The 14221-nt window shown below is 58.8% G+C and carries 15 protein-coding genes; 9 read left to right on the top strand and 6 right to left on the bottom strand.

The window, feature by feature from the left end; all coding sequences use genetic code 11:
• Positions 1-266 precede the first annotated feature (266 nt).
• Positions 267-1655 carry an amidohydrolase gene (locus HFD87_RS21585; protein WP_167423920.1) on the bottom strand — a complete coding sequence of 463 codons (1389 nt, stop codon included), beginning with the start codon at positions 1653-1655 and terminating at the stop codon, positions 267-269.
• Between the two features lie 90 nt (positions 1656-1745).
• Positions 1746-2606, bottom strand: a complete 861-nt coding sequence (locus HFD87_RS21580) for a LysR family transcriptional regulator (protein WP_010255227.1) — start codon at positions 2604-2606, stop codon at positions 1746-1748.
• 87 nt (positions 2607-2693) lie between these two features.
• On the opposite strand from HFD87_RS21580, the gene HFD87_RS21575 reads away from it, so the two are divergent.
• From HFD87_RS21575 to yniD, 6 genes are all read left to right on the top strand, one after another.
• Positions 2694-3863, top strand: coding sequence for a cyanate transporter (locus tag HFD87_RS21575; protein WP_045140740.1), 1170 nt, complete (start codon positions 2694-2696; stop codon positions 3861-3863).
• 205 nt (positions 3864-4068) lie between these two features.
• Positions 4069-5724 carry an L-lactate permease gene (gene lldP, locus HFD87_RS21570; RefSeq protein WP_010255230.1) on the top strand — a complete coding sequence of 552 codons (1656 nt, stop codon included), beginning with the start codon at positions 4069-4071 and terminating at the stop codon, positions 5722-5724.
• The gene (lldR, locus tag HFD87_RS21565) at positions 5721-6494 is read left to right on the top strand and encodes a transcriptional regulator LldR (RefSeq protein ID WP_010255231.1); all 774 of its coding nucleotides are present in this window, start codon (positions 5721-5723) and stop codon (positions 6492-6494) included. Before lldP ends, lldR begins: the two co-directional genes overlap by 4 nt.
• Positions 6494-7681, top strand: a complete 1188-nt coding sequence (gene lldD / locus HFD87_RS21560) for an FMN-dependent L-lactate dehydrogenase LldD (protein ID WP_010255232.1) — start codon at positions 6494-6496, stop codon at positions 7679-7681. The genes lldR and lldD overlap by 1 nt, the downstream gene beginning before the upstream one ends.
• Positions 7682-7739: 58 nt before the next feature.
• A complete protein-coding gene (locus HFD87_RS21555; protein ID WP_010255233.1) occupies positions 7740-8168 on the top strand; it encodes an OsmC family protein in 429 nt (142 codons plus the stop codon).
• Between the two features lie 121 nt (positions 8169-8289).
• The gene (yniD, locus tag HFD87_RS23195) at positions 8290-8397 is read left to right on the top strand and encodes a small membrane protein YniD (RefSeq protein ID WP_022625163.1); all 108 of its coding nucleotides are present in this window, start codon (positions 8290-8292) and stop codon (positions 8395-8397) included.
• 115 nt (positions 8398-8512) lie between these two features.
• On the opposite strand, the gene HFD87_RS21550 is transcribed toward yniD, so the two are convergent.
• The 3 genes from HFD87_RS21550 to HFD87_RS21540 all read right to left on the bottom strand — a co-directional run bounded on the left by HFD87_RS21550 (position 8513) and on the right by HFD87_RS21540 (position 9836).
• Entirely contained in the window at positions 8513-8743 is a 231-nt protein-coding gene (locus HFD87_RS21550; protein ID WP_029519422.1) for a hypothetical protein, read from the bottom strand.
• Between the two features lie 99 nt (positions 8744-8842).
• A complete protein-coding gene (locus HFD87_RS21545; RefSeq protein WP_003850083.1) occupies positions 8843-9013 on the bottom strand; it encodes a hypothetical protein in 171 nt (56 codons plus the stop codon).
• A 172-nt stretch (positions 9014-9185) separates the two neighbouring features.
• Entirely contained in the window at positions 9186-9836 is a 651-nt protein-coding gene (locus HFD87_RS21540) for a CPBP family intramembrane glutamic endopeptidase (protein WP_010255238.1), read from the bottom strand.
• Positions 9837-10049: 213 nt separating this feature from the next.
• Between HFD87_RS21540 and HFD87_RS21535 the strand changes: the two genes are divergently transcribed.
• The 3 genes from HFD87_RS21535 (at position 10050) to HFD87_RS21525 (ending at position 13698) form a co-directional block, all read left to right on the top strand.
• The gene (locus tag HFD87_RS21535; RefSeq protein WP_167423919.1) at positions 10050-12653 is read left to right on the top strand and encodes an EAL domain-containing protein; all 2604 of its coding nucleotides are present in this window, start codon (positions 10050-10052) and stop codon (positions 12651-12653) included.
• Positions 12654-12925: 272 nt separating this feature from the next.
• Entirely contained in the window at positions 12926-13222 is a 297-nt protein-coding gene (locus HFD87_RS21530) for an I78 family peptidase inhibitor (protein WP_010255242.1), read from the top strand.
• 155 nt (positions 13223-13377) lie between these two features.
• Positions 13378-13698 (top strand): hypothetical protein, encoded by a 321-nt coding sequence (locus tag HFD87_RS21525; protein ID WP_122459180.1) that lies wholly within the window; start codon positions 13378-13380, stop codon positions 13696-13698.
• 9 nt (positions 13699-13707) lie between these two features.
• Here the strand turns inward: HFD87_RS21525 and HFD87_RS21520 are convergent, their stop codons facing one another.
• Positions 13708-13959 carry a biofilm development regulator YmgB/AriR family protein gene (locus HFD87_RS21520; RefSeq protein WP_010255246.1) on the bottom strand — a complete coding sequence of 84 codons (252 nt, stop codon included), beginning with the start codon at positions 13957-13959 and terminating at the stop codon, positions 13708-13710.
• Between the last annotated feature and the right edge of the window lie 262 nt (positions 13960-14221).

Raw genomic sequence — 14221 nt, 5'->3', positions numbered from 1 at the left:
GGCTCCCGGCGCTTTAGGTAAGGTGGTCGTCTGTAACCGGGCCTGAGCCAGCTCGATCTCTCCGCATTTGCTGAGAAGGCTCAGCGCGGTCGATTACGCACCTCATCCCTGAGGTGCGCCCGTAGCCGGGCCAACGCTTTGCGTTGTTCAAAAACGCTCCCGGCGTTTTTAGTACGCACCTCATCCCTGAGGTGCGCCCGTAGCCGGGCCAACGCGTTGCGTTGTTCAAAAACGCTCCCGGCGTTTTTGTCCGCAGCCCTGCTGTTTCAGGCCGGGGCCAGCGCAAACACCGGTTTACCGCGCGAGAAGGTCGCGACGACTGGCGAAATTCGTGCCACGGCTTCGGCGGAACAGCTCGCCGCTACCAGCATCATGCTCGCTTCATCGCCCGGTACTGGCCACTGGCGGTCACCCTGGGCTGTCAGCGGCAGCCGATCGTCTGTGGCGATCGCCAGCGCCCGCGACAGCGAGAACTCATCCGATCCCCGATAGAGCTGCGCATAGAGATTCGCTTTTTCCATCATGCTGCCGGTGCCAAACGGTGACCAGTGATCGATAACGCTGTCGGTGCCGGTCATCACCTTCACGCCCGCTGCCTGTAATTGCGGAATCGGCATGGTCAGCTTGCCGATCGGCAGCGTAGAGGCGACGCTGAACTGCTGCTCCGCCAGCCCTTCGATCATCTTATCCAGCGTACTGCCGGTCAGGGTCGCCAGCGCAAAACCGTGGCTCAGCGTCACTTTGCCCTTCAGCGCCGGATTCTTTGCCACGGTGCCAATCATGTACTGAATCGCCGCCACGCCAGCGGGTGAGGTTTCATGCAGATGTATATCCACGCCGCGCTGATAGTCGAGCGCAATCTGGAACATCGCATCCAGTGACTTCTCCATGGCACCATCGACATTGGTGGGGTCCAGGCCGCCGACATACTCAACGCCGTGCTGCATCGCCTCGCGCATCAGCCCATCGACCTGCGAGTGCAGCAGGCCATGTTGGGGAAAGGCTACAATCTCGCAGGGAAAGGCGGGGTGACGGGCTAATGCCGCCTGCAGATGCTCCAGACTTTGCAGGCCGCTGACCGGATCGATATTGCAATGGCTGCGGGCGCGGGTGGTGCCTTTGGCGTGCAGCAGAGCGATCAACCCTTCGGCGCGCGCCTGAGAGTGCGGCAGCAGTTGCGGAATCAGCACCTGTTCACGCGCAATCATGTCCATGATAGTTTTGCCCTGACGGGGACGCGGAGCCTGCCACGGGCCGCCGTAGAAGGTTTTATCAAGGTGGATATGCATATCCTGGGTGGCGGGCAGCAGCAGGGCATCCTGTGCATCCCACGACGGCAGGGTGCTGTCACCCTGACCCGCGGGTGTCAGCTGGTCAATTTTACCGTCGCGCACGCTGATGTCGTAACGCCCGGTGCGGGTCGCAACGATCTCATCATCCTCACGGATAAAGCCCTCCTCCAGCCGCACATTGCGCAGCAGATAGTGATCCTGCCGGGGCAGGGCGGCGGGCTGGTCGGGATTGATGGAGGACAAAGGTGATGGCGTGGCGGCACTGGCCTGGCCGAGACCGGCGGCCAGCAAGCCGCCTGCGGCGGTCCAGCGGACGCTCTGCCCAAGGAAATCACGACGGCTCGGCGAAGAGGAAATAGGCATCAGAGGCTCCTGCAAAGTGAACAAGGTCTTAATCTGACAAACGACGCTCCACCCTGCTGCGTTATTTTCCACTGACGACTATTCGATATCTCACTGCCAGCGCAGCTGGCTGAAGGTTGCCAGGGATTCCGCCAGCTCGCGCTGCAGCGGGTCCTGCGGATGACGACAGAACAGCGCCAGTTCGAAGGTATCAATCACCGGCAGACCCTGTTCCGGGCCCAGTACCCGATGTTGCGGCAGGCGGCAGCTGGCGGGCAGTAATGTCAGCCCCAGACCCTGCGCACTGGCGGCGGCCAGCGCGACCAGGCTGGCGCTGCTGTAACTAATGCGCCAGCTACGGCCCAGTGCGTCGAGCGTCTGACACACCTCATCGCGATAGAGCCCCTGCTGGGGAAACAGCACCAGCGGTACCGGCGTCTGCTCAAAGCAGGGCCACTCTGCGCTATCGAGCCACAGCAGGGGTTCAGGACGCGACGCCAGCGGACGCTCGCCAGCGGGCTGTTTAATCAGCATGATGTCGAGCTCTTCACGCTGCCAGGCGCGACGCAGCTCCACCTGCATGCCGCTCATCACGTCCAGCCGAAGTTGCGGATGGTCGCGACTGAAGTGCGCCAGCAAACCGGCCGTGGGCGCGGCGAAATCTTCCGGCACGCCAAGACGCAGCACACCGTCGCGCCACTGGTCACTCAGCACATCGTGCGCTTCCCCATTCAGGGCGATAATCCGCCGGGCGTAGCCTAAAAGTTTCTCGCCCTCTTCGGTGATCTGCACCTGATGCGAAGAACGGTTCAGCAGCTCTTTGCCGACCATCTCCTCCAGCCGTCGCACCTGCTGGCTGACGGTGGACTGCGACAGGTGCACCCGGTCGGCGGCGCGGGTAAAGCTGGCGGTTTCGCACACCGCGACAAAGCTGAGCAGTTGTTGCGGAGTAAACATCGGCTGACGATTCATATTTCCACTACCTGGCAGAGTAATATTTCATTTCCAGATAGTAACGACTGCTGCCAGGCTGGCAACTTTTAACTGTGTGGATCTCAGATGAAGAGAGAGAACAACCTGCTGCTGGCGGCGCTGGTGTTAGCCGGGCTCAATATGCGACCGCTGATGACCTCGGTCAGTCCGTTACTCGGCGAGCTGCGTCAGAGCATCGGTCTGTCGCCGCTGGCGGCATCGCTGTTGCCTGCGGTGCCGATGATGATGATGGGTGCCATTGCGTTAGTCAGCGCCCCGCTGATGCAGCGCTTTGCGGTGCGTAAACTGCTGCTGGGTGGCCTGGTGCTGCTGTTGCTGGCGCTGGTGAGTCGGCTGTTTGTGGCTGACGGAGGCTGGCTGGTGCTGAGTACTGTGCCGGGAGGGGCGGGCATTGGCATTGTGCAGATGGCGATGCCGGGATTGATCCGTCAGCGATTTGGCAGCCGCAGTGCCGGCGTGACCGGACTGTGGGCAGCGGCGCTGATGGGCGGCGGTGGGATTGGCGCGGCGATCTCGCCGTGGCTGAATGGGCAGCTTGGCTGGCAGGGCGCGCTGAGCAGCTGGGCGCTGCCGGTGGTGCTGGCCATCCTGCTCTGGCTGTTTATCACCACCCCACGTGCAACCCGGACAGAGGCCGCCGCTCTGCCTTCGCTGTGGCGGAAAACCCGCGCCTGGACGCTGGCGTTGAGCTTCGGTCTGGTGAACGGCGGATATGCCATCTGTGTCGCCTGGCTGCCCGATTTTTATCATCAACTCGGCTGGAGCGCGCAGGCGGGCGGGTCACTGCTTGGCATGATGATCGGCTGTCAGGTCACAGGTGCGCTGCTGCTGCCCTTGCTGGCGCGGGGCCGCGATCGCCGTCCGCTGCTGCTGCTGACACTGGCGATGCAGTTCAGCGGCATGCTCGGTTTCCTGTTTGCGCCACAACTGGCACCGTGGCTCTGGGCGGGGATTGCGGGCTTCGGGCTGGGCGGGGCATTTCCGCTGGCGCTGGTGCTGGCGCTGGATCATCTGGAGCAGCCGCAGGCTGGCGCGCGGCTGGTGGCTTTTATGCAGGGCGTCGGCTTTATTATCGCAGGCAGCATGCCGTTTATCGCGGGGCAGTTGCATGCGCTCACCGGTCACTTCACCAGCGTCTGGTTATTGCAGGCGGCGGTCACGCTGCTGTTAATCGTGCTTAATCTGCGTTTCCATCCGCGCAGCTATCAGCACGCCTTTCCTGAGGTGAATCGCTGATTTTGGTCCGACCAATCCCGGCAATATTTTTCTCTGGTTCACACTCCGGGAAAATTCGCGCATCTTCTGTTGCCACAGGTTAACAATGCGTTAACTATCTGTTGCCATAAGCCCCGACAGAGCGGTTTGGTCTGACCAATCCGGGGCAGATGGCACCAGCGCTGCGGCTGCGTGCCACGTCACCTTTTCCTCTGGAGATACTGGCATGCAGATCTGGCAACAAAACTACGATCCGCTGGGTAATATCTGGCTTTCAAGCCTGATCGCACTGATCCCGATTCTCTTTTTCTTCTTTGCGCTGATTAAGCTGAAGATGAAAGGCTACCTGGCGGCCACCACCACCGTGGTGCTGGCGCTGCTGGTGGCGCTGTTTCTCTATCAGATGCCGGTTGCACAGGCGCTGGCCGCCGTGGTGTATGGCTTTCTCTATGGCTTGTGGCCGATTGCCTGGATTATTGTCGCCGCGGTGTTCGTCTACAAGATCTCAGTCAAAACCGGCCAGTTCGACATTATCCGCGCCTCTATCCTGTCGATTACTCCCGATCAGCGTCTGCAGATGCTGATTGTCGGCTTTTCGTTCGGAGCGTTTCTGGAAGGGGCTGCGGGCTTTGGTGCGCCGGTGGCGATTACCGCCGCGCTGCTGGTGGGACTCGGCTTTAATCCGCTCTACGCTGCCGGGCTCTGCCTGATTGTAAACACCGCGCCGGTGGCCTTTGGTGCGATGGGCATCCCGATTATTGTGGCGGGGCAGGTGACCGGGCTGGATAGTTTTGCCATCGGCCAGATGGCCGGACGCCAGCTGCCGCTGCTGACCCTGATTGTGCTGTTCTGGATTATGGCGATCATGGATGGCTGGCGCGGGGTGAAAGAGACCTGGCCGGCGGTGGTCGTGGCAGGGGGATCGTTTGCCATTGCCCAGTTCCTCAGCTCCAACTTCCTGGGGCCGGAGCTGCCCGATATTATCTCGTCGCTCGCCTCGCTGATTTCGCTGACGCTGTTCCTGCGGGTCTGGAAGCCGGTTCGCATCTTCCGCTTTGCGGATGCAGAGGCGAAACAGGGCGATCCGTTGCTGCCACCGCAGAAGTATCGGCTGGGGCAGGTGATCCGCGCCTGGATGCCGTTCCTGTTTCTCACCGCCACCGTCACGCTCTGGAGTATCCCGCCGTTTAAAGCGCTGTTCGCCAAAGGCGGTGCGCTCTATGAGTGGGTGCTGGCTATGCCGGTGCCGATGCTGAATGAGCTGGTGGCGCGGATGCCGCCCGTGGTCGGTACTGCAACCCCTTATCCGGCCATCTTTAAGCTGGATCTGGTGTCCGCCACCGGCACCGCCATTTTAATTGCGGCGATCATGGCGATGATTTTCCTGCGCATGAAGCCAAAGGCGGCATTGCAGACTTTTGGTGAAACGCTGAAAGAGCTGGCGCTGCCGATCTACTCTATCGGGATGGTACTGGCCTTTGCCTTTATCTCGAATTACTCCGGGCTGTCTGCGACGCTGGCACTGGCGCTGGCTCACACCGGCCACGCTTTTACCTTCTTCTCACCGTTCCTGGGCTGGCTGGGCGTCTTCCTGACCGGATCAGACACCTCATCGAATGCGCTGTTTGCTGCTTTACAGGCCACGACCGCGCAGCAGATTGGCGTCTCCGATATTCTGCTGGTGGCGGCCAACACCACCGGTGGCGTGACCGGTAAGATGATCTCGCCGCAGTCGATCGCTATCGCCTGTGCGGCGGTCGGGCTGGTGGGTAAAGAGTCCGACCTGTTCCGGTTTACCGTTAAACACAGCCTGATTTTCACCTGTATGGTCGGTGTGATAACCACACTTCAGGCCTACGTCTTCCCCTGGATGATCCCATGAGCAGCAATGCCGATCCGCTGGTGACGCGCCTGCGGGCCTATATCACCGAACATCAGCTCGAGCCGGGCATGCGCCTGCCCGCCGAGCGGCAGCTCTCTGCGGAGCTTGGCGTCTCGCGCTCCTCGCTGCGTGAAGCCATACAACAGTTGATCAGCAACGGCATGCTGATTAGCCGACGCGGCGGCGGCACCTGGATCCGTCAGCAGCTGGCGCCCTGGTCGGAACAGCGCATCGTCGAGCCGATTCGCCAGCTACTGCGCGACGATCCCGACTACCGCTACGACATTCTGGAAGCGCGCCATGCCATCGAGGCCAGCACCGCCTGGCACGCCGCACTGCGCGCCACCGACGCCGACAAAGAGAAGCTGCAGTACGCTTTCGACGCCACCCTGAAGCTGAAAGAGAGTGACGATCCCGATCTCGCCGCCCAGGCTGATGTGCGCTTCCATCTGGCGATTGCCGAGGCGTCGCACAACGTGGTGCTGCTGCAGACCATGCGTGGTTTTTTTGAGCTGCTGCAATCGTCGGTGATGCAGAGCCGTCAGCGCATGTATACCCAGCCCGCGATTTTTGCCCGCCTGACTGAACAGCATCAGGCGCTGCTCGATGCGATCCTCACTGGCGATGCCGACGCTGCGCGCCAGGCGGCGATGCAGCATCTGGGATTCGTGCACACCACCATGAAAAGCCTGCATGAAGATGAAGCGCGTCAGGCGCGCATCACCCGCTTACCGGATAACGACACACGCAACCCAAAGGAATCTGACTGATGATTATCTCCGCTGCCAGTGACTATCGCGCGGCCGCGCAACGTATCCTGCCGCCGTTCCTGTTTCACTATCTTGATGGCGGTGCCTATGCCGAGCACACCCTGCGTCGCAACGTAGAGGATCTCTCGGATGTGGCGCTGCGCCAGCGCATTCTGAAAAATATGTCGGAACTGAGTCTTGAAACCAAACTGTTCAATGAAACCCTGTCGATGCCGGTTGCGCTGGCACCGGTCGGCCTGTGCGGCATGTATGCCCGCCGGGGTGAAGTGCAGGCGGCGCGCGCGGCAGACCTGAAAGGCATTCCGTTTACCCTGTCGACCGTCTCGGTCTGCCCGATTGAAGAGGTGGCCCCGCAGATTAAGCGTCCCATGTGGTTCCAGCTCTATGTGCTGCGTGACCGCGGCTTTATGCGCAATGCGCTGGAGCGCGCCAAAGCCGCCGGTTGCTCTACGCTGGTGTTTACCGTGGATATGCCCACGCCGGGCGCGCGCTATCGCGATGCGCACTCCGGGATGAGCGGCAATCACGCGGCGCTGCGTCGTTACTGGCAGGCGGTCACCCATCCACAGTGGGCGCTGGATGTGGGTCTGCAGGGGCGCCCTCACGATCTGGGGAATATCTCCACGTATCTGGGCAAGCCTACCGGGCTGGAAGATTACATCGGCTGGCTGGCGAATAACTTCGATCCCTCTATCTCGTGGCGCGATCTGGAGTGGATCCGCGAGTTCTGGGATGGACCGATGGTGATCAAGGGCATTCTCGATCCGGAAGATGCGCGTGATGCGGTGCGCTTCGGCGCCGACGGCATCGTGGTCTCTAATCACGGCGGACGCCAGCTGGATGGCGTGCTCTCCTCGGCGCGTGCGCTACCGGCCATTGCCGATGCGGTAAAAGGTGACATCGCCATTCTGGCGGACAGTGGCATTCGCAACGGGCTGGATGTGGTGCGGATGATTGCGCTGGGCGCAGACAGCGTGCTGCTGGGACGGGCATTTATCTATGCGCTGGCAACCCACGGTCAGCGCGGCGTAGAAAACCTGCTGACGCTGATTGAAAAAGAGATGCGCGTTGCCATGACCCTGACCGGCGCGAAGTCAATCGGTGAAATTACCCGCGATTCGCTGGTGCAGGCGGAAGCGTTACTGGCACCGCAGAGCACATCGCCACGTCCCCGCGCGGTGAGTTGAGCCTGCGAAAATGAATGTATTGTCTATACTTAGCTTCTTTACCAACAGGAGGAACGACATGACAATTCATAAGAAAGGTTCGGCGCATTGGGAAGGCGATATCAAAGGCAAAGGCACCGTCAGCACCGAGAGCGGCGTGCTGAGCCAGCAGCCTTATGGCTTTAACACCCGTTTTGAAGGCGCCAAAGGCACCAACCCGGAAGAACTGATTGGTGCAGCGCATGCAGCCTGTTTCTCTATGGCGCTGTCGCTGATGCTGGGCAACGCAGGTCATCCGCCGGAAAGCATTGATACCACGGCCGACGTGTCGCTGGACAAAAAAGGCGATGGCTTTGCTATTACCAAAGTGGCACTGACCAGCACCATCTCTCTGCCAGGCATTGATGAGTCGACCTTCGATGAGATCATCAATAAAGCCAAAGCGGGCTGCCCGGTTTCTCAGGTACTGAACGCGGAAATTACGCTGGATTACACCCTGAACAACTGATGCCGGTAACGGGTCGCCTTTTGGCGGCCCGGGCGTTATGCTATGCCTCACCGGTCCTGTTGCTGACCGGAACAGATGCGCCTTCTGGCGCATCTTCGCTTTCTGACCAGAGGAAACTGAGGTGACGAGATACCGGGCAGCCAAAAAGTACTGGAAGATGGTGCTGGTTCTGTTGTGCATCTGTGGCGCGCTGCTGCTGATTCGCTGGGCTGCCATGATCTGGGCCTGAACAGATGAAGGGGATTGGCCGCCACACGCTGGGCATATTATTGATGGTGATTATTGTGCTGGAAGCGGTTCACTATCTGCTTACTGCCTCATGGCTGCCGTGGCGATAAACGCGCTCAGACAAAGGCATCCTCGCGCCTTTTAGCCCGCACATCGCTGCGCGCAATGCGATAAGCCTTGCGCGGATCGCCCACCACAAACTCAAAGGTTGGCGTGTAGTAAAATGGCAGCCAGCCGCCATAGCTGCTCTCCCACTCCCAACGGACGGGGCAGGGCCACAGAATGCCATCATACAAAAGATAGTAAACCCAGCGTCCACCAGGACGACGGGGGCGTGATGTTTTCATGGGATTCACAACGATAATGGTTAACAACAGCTTATATTTTGTACGCTAAAGCGTCAGCTTGCAACGTTACAGCCCTGCTTTATTGAATCTGGCCCTGAATTAGCGATGTACTTCGCCGCACAGCAGTACCACATTCGGTCTGACTTTATGAATGCGGTTCGCCATCGTTTCACAGTCGACCTTCGTCGGATAGATGCGCTCTGATACTGGCAGCGCCTCGCAGGCATCGTAGCCGCATGCGCTCACTAACAACACAAATCCTATCAACATAGATCCTCTCCTTTACACGGTCTGGTGGTCCGGACTGTGGTGCTTTTTATCCCTTTTTAACATCCAGTATAGACAAACGTGCCGGGGCGGCATTGTCAGTGTGAGCTATGGTCCGCCAGTCAGGGTGTGATGCGGCGGTCTGTAAGGTGTGTCAGAAGGGGCGGGCCTGGCGCTAGCCTGCGAAATACCAGGCGGGCAGCAGCGCAATCAGGTTATTCAGCGTGTGCAGGAAGATGGGCAGCGCCAGACTGTTACTCCGCAGCCGGGCGTAACAGAGCAGTAGCGAAAACAGCGTCAGGGCGATAAGGGTCTGCCAGTGCACATACTGCGTATGCATCACCGCAAACAGCAGTGAGGTCAGCAGCATACAGGCAAAGCGGCTCCGTGGCGCCCACAGCAGAAAGCCCTGCAACAGAAAACCGCGGAACAGCACCTCTTCAAACACCGGTGCGAGCAGCACGGCGGTGAGCAGCAGAATTAGCAGCGAATTGCGTCCCTGTTGGGCCTGCATCACCAGCCATCCTTCCGGCTGCATGAACTGCATCTGTGCGGCCATCAGAACAAATAGCGCGCCAGTAAACAGCAGAGTTTGCAGCGTGCAGAGTTCACCCAGCGGCAGGTCGGTGCGGCGCTGGCAGTAAAAGCGGTAAAGCGGATAGATAACAGCAAATTCAAACAGGCAGAGCACCGGCACCAGCAGGCCGTCATTACGCAGCACGCTGTAATTAGGGAACAGCGTGATCAGCATGGTAACCAGGTAATAGACCACAAAGCTGCCGACGTAGAACAGCGTCAGTGTCACTCTGTCGGAATTGGTATTCATAGGCGACTCTGCCAGCGAAGGTTAGCGCATAGTAGCAATGCACCAGATCGCTGTCGAGTCAGCCTGTAACACAATATTTAAGCGCAAAATGTTAACCGCAGACTAAACACCCGCGCGCGTGAGCCGATAACTGAGGAAACTAATCTGGTCAGCACTGCATGTTGTATTGCAGGCCCGTCATCTCAAACTCTGACTGTGTAGTGAGCACTCTTAATGACTTCTAACCCTCCGGCGCCACCCTCGCCTCCATTCAGTCATGCCGCTGAAGACCGCACTGTCCGCTTTACGCGGCGCAGCCTGCGCACGCTTTCGCTGCTGCTGTTTGGCGTGCTGGTGCTCTCGATGCTGATGGTGCTGACGATTGCGCAGCGGCAAAACAGCGTATCGGTTGAGCATGACCAGTTGCTGATGCAGCAGGCGTGGAAAAATCGTCAGGAGGCGATGGTCACGGATATCCGGGATTATGCGTTCTGGGGCGAAGCCTGGCGCAATCTCCATGTCAGGGTCAACAAAGTCTGGGCTTATGACGAAGAGAACTTTGGTCCGGGCCTCTACGAAGAGTATCACTATGAGGGCGTATTCGTGGTCGACGGCAACGGTCACACCACGTACAGCGTCATTAATGGGCAGCTGGTGGATACGCCGCTGGAAGCCTGGCTGGGAAAAGAGGCTCCAGCGCTGATTGCGGCGGCACGTCAGCGCAACGATACGGCGATAACCCGTGATGCGCTGATTAATCATCTGCCCGCCATTGTGGTTGCCGCCCCCATCGGCAGCGGCAAACTGACGAATATGCCGCCGATAGCGGGGCCGGCGTCAGTCATGGTGTTTGTGAATCTGTTCACCCCTGCCAAATTACAGGCGCTGGGCGCCACGCTGGATGTGCGCGAACTGCGCCTGCCCGTCAGTGCAGGGGATGCCCTGCGTGAACCGCGGATGGTGCAACCGTTACCCGGCGGCGATCTGATTGTGCTGCGCTGGACGCCAAAGATGCCTGGCATGGGCCTGGTCTGGTTTCTGTTACCACTACTGATGCTCATGGCGATCATCATTGGCATAATCACCCATCGCGTCAGCCGCCATGCGCTCTCTAATGCGATTCTTTCTGACCGGCGCTTTGCCCTGCTGGCGATCAGTCAGCAGGAGCTGGCCAACAGTGAAGCGCGGTTTCGCGATCTCGCTGAGGCGGCGTCAGACTGGATCTGGGAAACGGATGGAGAGGGCCGCCTGATCTACCTGTCAGCGCGCTTTCAAACCGTGACCGGCCACGATATTACACACTGGCTGGGCCGTCACATCGATCACCTGCTGACGCATCCCAGCCATTCGCTGGTCGCCTGGCTGCAGCGTCAGGAGGAGGAGGGGCAACGGATGCCACTGCGCTGTCAGTTTATGTCGGCGCACGGCAACCGCCGTATCGGCCAGCTGGTCGCGAAAACAATCTGGCATGATGCGCGACGTATCGGGTTTCGCGGCACGGTGTCGGACATCACTCAGAGCATGGAAGCCGAGGCGCGCATTCATTTTTTGTCGCGTCATGACGTCTTAACCGGCCTGTCGAACCGCGTACAGCTGCAGGAGTTTCTGACGCTACACCTTGAGCTGCCTGATGGCGCTGCGCCGCTGACGCTGATTACCCTCGATCTCGATCAGTTCAGGCCGATTAATGAAACCTGGGGCCATGCGGCGGGCGATGAAGTGCTGAGCCAGATAGCGCAGCGTCTGAAGCGCTGTATCGGCCCGCAGGAGCTGGTGGCGCGGCTGAGTGGCGATGAGTTTGTGCTGGTATTGCGTGAAACGAACCGTGAGCGGGTCGATCAGCGTTGCGCACAGCTGGTGCACGAGGTTCAGCAGCCCATCAGCACCGGCCAGCATGTCCACTATCTCACCGTCAGCATGGGGATTGCCTGTGTACCGCAGGATGCCAGCCATCCGGAAGCGCTGCTGCAAATGGCTGATATCGCGCTGAATGAAGCGCGCGAAGCGGGACGCAATCAGTGGGTCTGGTATGCCAATGAGATGGCCAGTCAGCGTGAGGATAAGCGTGAAATGGCGCGGCGGATTGAGAAAGCGCTGAAGAACAATGAATTTCGCCTGCACTACCAGCCCCGCTATCAACTGCTGACGGGTCAGCTGGCAGGTGCTGAGGCGCTGATTCGCTGGCAGATTGCGCCGGATGAGTGGATTACCCCCGATCACTTTATTCCGCTGGCGGAAGAGAGCGGTCTCATCGCCACCATCAGCGACTGGGTGCTGATGCGCGCATGTGAGGATGCGCTGGGATGGGGGGGCGATCGCTATGTTTCGGTTAATATTTCGCCCATGGAGTTCCGCACCAGCGATTTAGTGCAGCGGGTTGCGGATGTGCTGGCGAAAAGTGGCCTGCCGGCTACCCGGCTGGAGCTGGAGATCACGGAGAACGTGACCTTTGAACATCCGCAGCATGCGCTGGAGGTGATGCAGGGTTTACGGTCACTCGGGGTAAGGTTAACCGTTGATGATTTCGGCACCGGCTATGCGGCCCTGGGCTACCTGAAGACCTTCCCATTTAATGGGCTGAAGATCGATCGCTCCTGGATGAAAGATTTCCCGGAGTCGCAGCAGGCACAATCGGTGGTCGCGGGGATTATTGCGCTGGCACGCGCCTTTGCCCTGACAATTACGGCTGAGGGGATTGAGACAGAAGCGCAGCTGAACCAGCTAAAACAGCTCTCGTGCGAAGAGGGGCAAGGCTACTTCCTCGGTCGACCGATGCCGCTGGCTGCATTCAGTACGCTTCTGGAAAGAACCGCGCAGAACCAGGCTGAACCCGTTTAACGGACTTTAACCGCCACGGCGGTCATCAGCATTGCGCAGACGACAAAAATAATCAGTTCCATCATGACCTCCACAGGGCTAAGACTATTCTTAATATTGTAGTTTCCTGGTGTGCTTTTTTTAGGCAATGAGTGCGATTAATCTTAAAAAATGACCTGTGCCGCGACCCGTTTAATGCTGCTGTAACAACTTTACTTTTTAGGGGTTCAGGTCAGCAGGTACGCTTTGCTACTCTTGGGGCAGGGTTTTACACGTCCAACAGGAGAATAAACGTGAAATTTTATGGAAAAGGGCTGCTGGTAGTGGGGCTGTTTGCATTAACCGCCTGTCAATCTGCCTCTAAGCCCGATACCGCCAGTGTGGCACAGGATCCCGAAGCTGACCGCTGTGGTGCCTCTCAGTTTCAGAATTATGTCGGTAAACCGTTAACCGCGCTGCAGGGTCAGCACTTCGAACAGAAGGTCCGCGCCATTCCCTATAATTCTGCCGTCACCATGGACTTCAACCTTAACCGGCTGAACTTCCTGGCTGACAAAAATGGCAATATCAGCTCAGTTTATTGTGGTTAACGGCAAAGATGTCATAGGTTTGTCATAACGGCAGGCGAGGATAGCAGCGCGTTTAAGAAACTTCCTCGTCACACAATAGATAGTGCTCGTCTTGTTTATTCCCGCCCCGGCGGGAATTTTTTTAGCGGCTTCGGGCCGTAACAGGAGCAGAGAAGATGAAACGCATAATCGGGGCACTTCTGCCCGCATTGTTACTCAGCAGCACACTGGCGCAGGCTTCCAGTGAAGAGGCCTGGCAAAAGAGCCGTCAGGTGATGGTGCAGGCCTGCATTAACGCCAGTCATCTGAGCAAAGTAAAGGTGCTGGGCGAGCCAATCGAGTATGACGACAATACGGGCTACAGCGCACTGTTGCTGGAGGGACGCTATCCCCAGCCGCAGATGAAAAATAAGCGTGGACGGGAGCTGTGCCTGTTTCAGCGCAGCAGCGGACGGGCCAGTATCAGCGAAGCGGATAAATTGCGTTGGGTGAAGTAGGTGGTGGGTTTACGCCTCCGGCTGCGTGTCGATCAACTGCGCCAGCAGGGTGCGATAACGCTGCAACTGCGTCTCGTCGCCTTCCACTTCCAGTTTATCGATCACCCGCGCAATAAGGGCTTTATTGGTGGCGGGTTCTCCCGCTTCCATTATTTCACGCAGAATCACCGCCAGCAGATCGGACTCAGGCGGTATCCGCCAGTCCGGGCTGTTAAAATAGTCGCTGATAGCACGGCTGGCGCTGTCAGGTTGTACTCTCATTACCCACCTCCGCTAAAACAAGACCCCCTCCCTTACACCTGAGCATAAGGGCGTTTAACCATGAAATATGCTGGTTCGCCTCAGCGTAGCCGGACGGTCTGCACCGTTTTTTGCGGAGGATGTCGCGCCGATTAAAAAGATTGCCACACCGCCGCGGCTGGCGGTTTTTTAAACATAGAAGCGGGGGGATGAGTTGTCAGTAACAGAATGACATATTTTTCTATATTGACGGGGCGGGTCAGGGAAGATTGCGTCCGGCCAG

It is taken from the genome of Pantoea sp. EKM21T (genome assembly GCF_011800405.1).
GTDB classification, from domain to species: Bacteria; Pseudomonadota; Gammaproteobacteria; order Enterobacterales; family Enterobacteriaceae; genus Pantoea; species Pantoea agglomerans.
Note: the sequence above shows the minus strand (reverse complement) of the source record. Positions and strands in the feature narration are given on the sequence as shown.

What these genes read in the sequence shown, in the direction of transcription:
- HFD87_RS21555 (WP_010255233.1), top strand. Translation starts at nt 7,740, where the DNA reads ATGACAATTCATAAGAAAGGTTCGGCGCATTGGGAAGGCGATATCAAA.
- lldP (WP_010255230.1), top strand. Translation starts at nt 4,069, where the DNA reads ATGCAGATCTGGCAACAAAACTACGATCCGCTGGGTAATATCTGGCTT.
- HFD87_RS21520 (WP_010255246.1), bottom strand. Translation starts at nt 13,959, where the DNA reads ATGAGAGTACAACCTGACAGCGCCAGCCGTGCTATCAGCGACTATTTT.
- HFD87_RS21585 (WP_167423920.1), bottom strand. Translation starts at nt 1,655, where the DNA reads ATGCCTATTTCCTCTTCGCCGAGCCGTCGTGATTTCCTTGGGCAGAGC.
- lldR (WP_010255231.1), top strand. Translation starts at nt 5,721, where the DNA reads ATGAGCAGCAATGCCGATCCGCTGGTGACGCGCCTGCGGGCCTATATC.
- HFD87_RS21575 (WP_045140740.1), top strand. Translation starts at nt 2,694, where the DNA reads ATGAAGAGAGAGAACAACCTGCTGCTGGCGGCGCTGGTGTTAGCCGGG.
- HFD87_RS21545 (WP_003850083.1), bottom strand. Translation starts at nt 9,013, where the DNA reads ATGTTGATAGGATTTGTGTTGTTAGTGAGCGCATGCGGCTACGATGCC.
- HFD87_RS21535 (WP_167423919.1), top strand. Translation starts at nt 10,050, where the DNA reads ATGACTTCTAACCCTCCGGCGCCACCCTCGCCTCCATTCAGTCATGCC.
- HFD87_RS21525 (WP_122459180.1), top strand. Translation starts at nt 13,378, where the DNA reads ATGAAACGCATAATCGGGGCACTTCTGCCCGCATTGTTACTCAGCAGC.
- HFD87_RS21580 (WP_010255227.1), bottom strand. Translation starts at nt 2,606, where the DNA reads ATGAATCGTCAGCCGATGTTTACTCCGCAACAACTGCTCAGCTTTGTC.
- lldD (WP_010255232.1), top strand. Translation starts at nt 6,494, where the DNA reads ATGATTATCTCCGCTGCCAGTGACTATCGCGCGGCCGCGCAACGTATC.
- HFD87_RS21540 (WP_010255238.1), bottom strand. Translation starts at nt 9,836, where the DNA reads ATGAATACCAATTCCGACAGAGTGACACTGACGCTGTTCTACGTCGGC.
- HFD87_RS21550 (WP_029519422.1), bottom strand. Translation starts at nt 8,743, where the DNA reads ATGAAAACATCACGCCCCCGTCGTCCTGGTGGACGCTGGGTTTACTAT.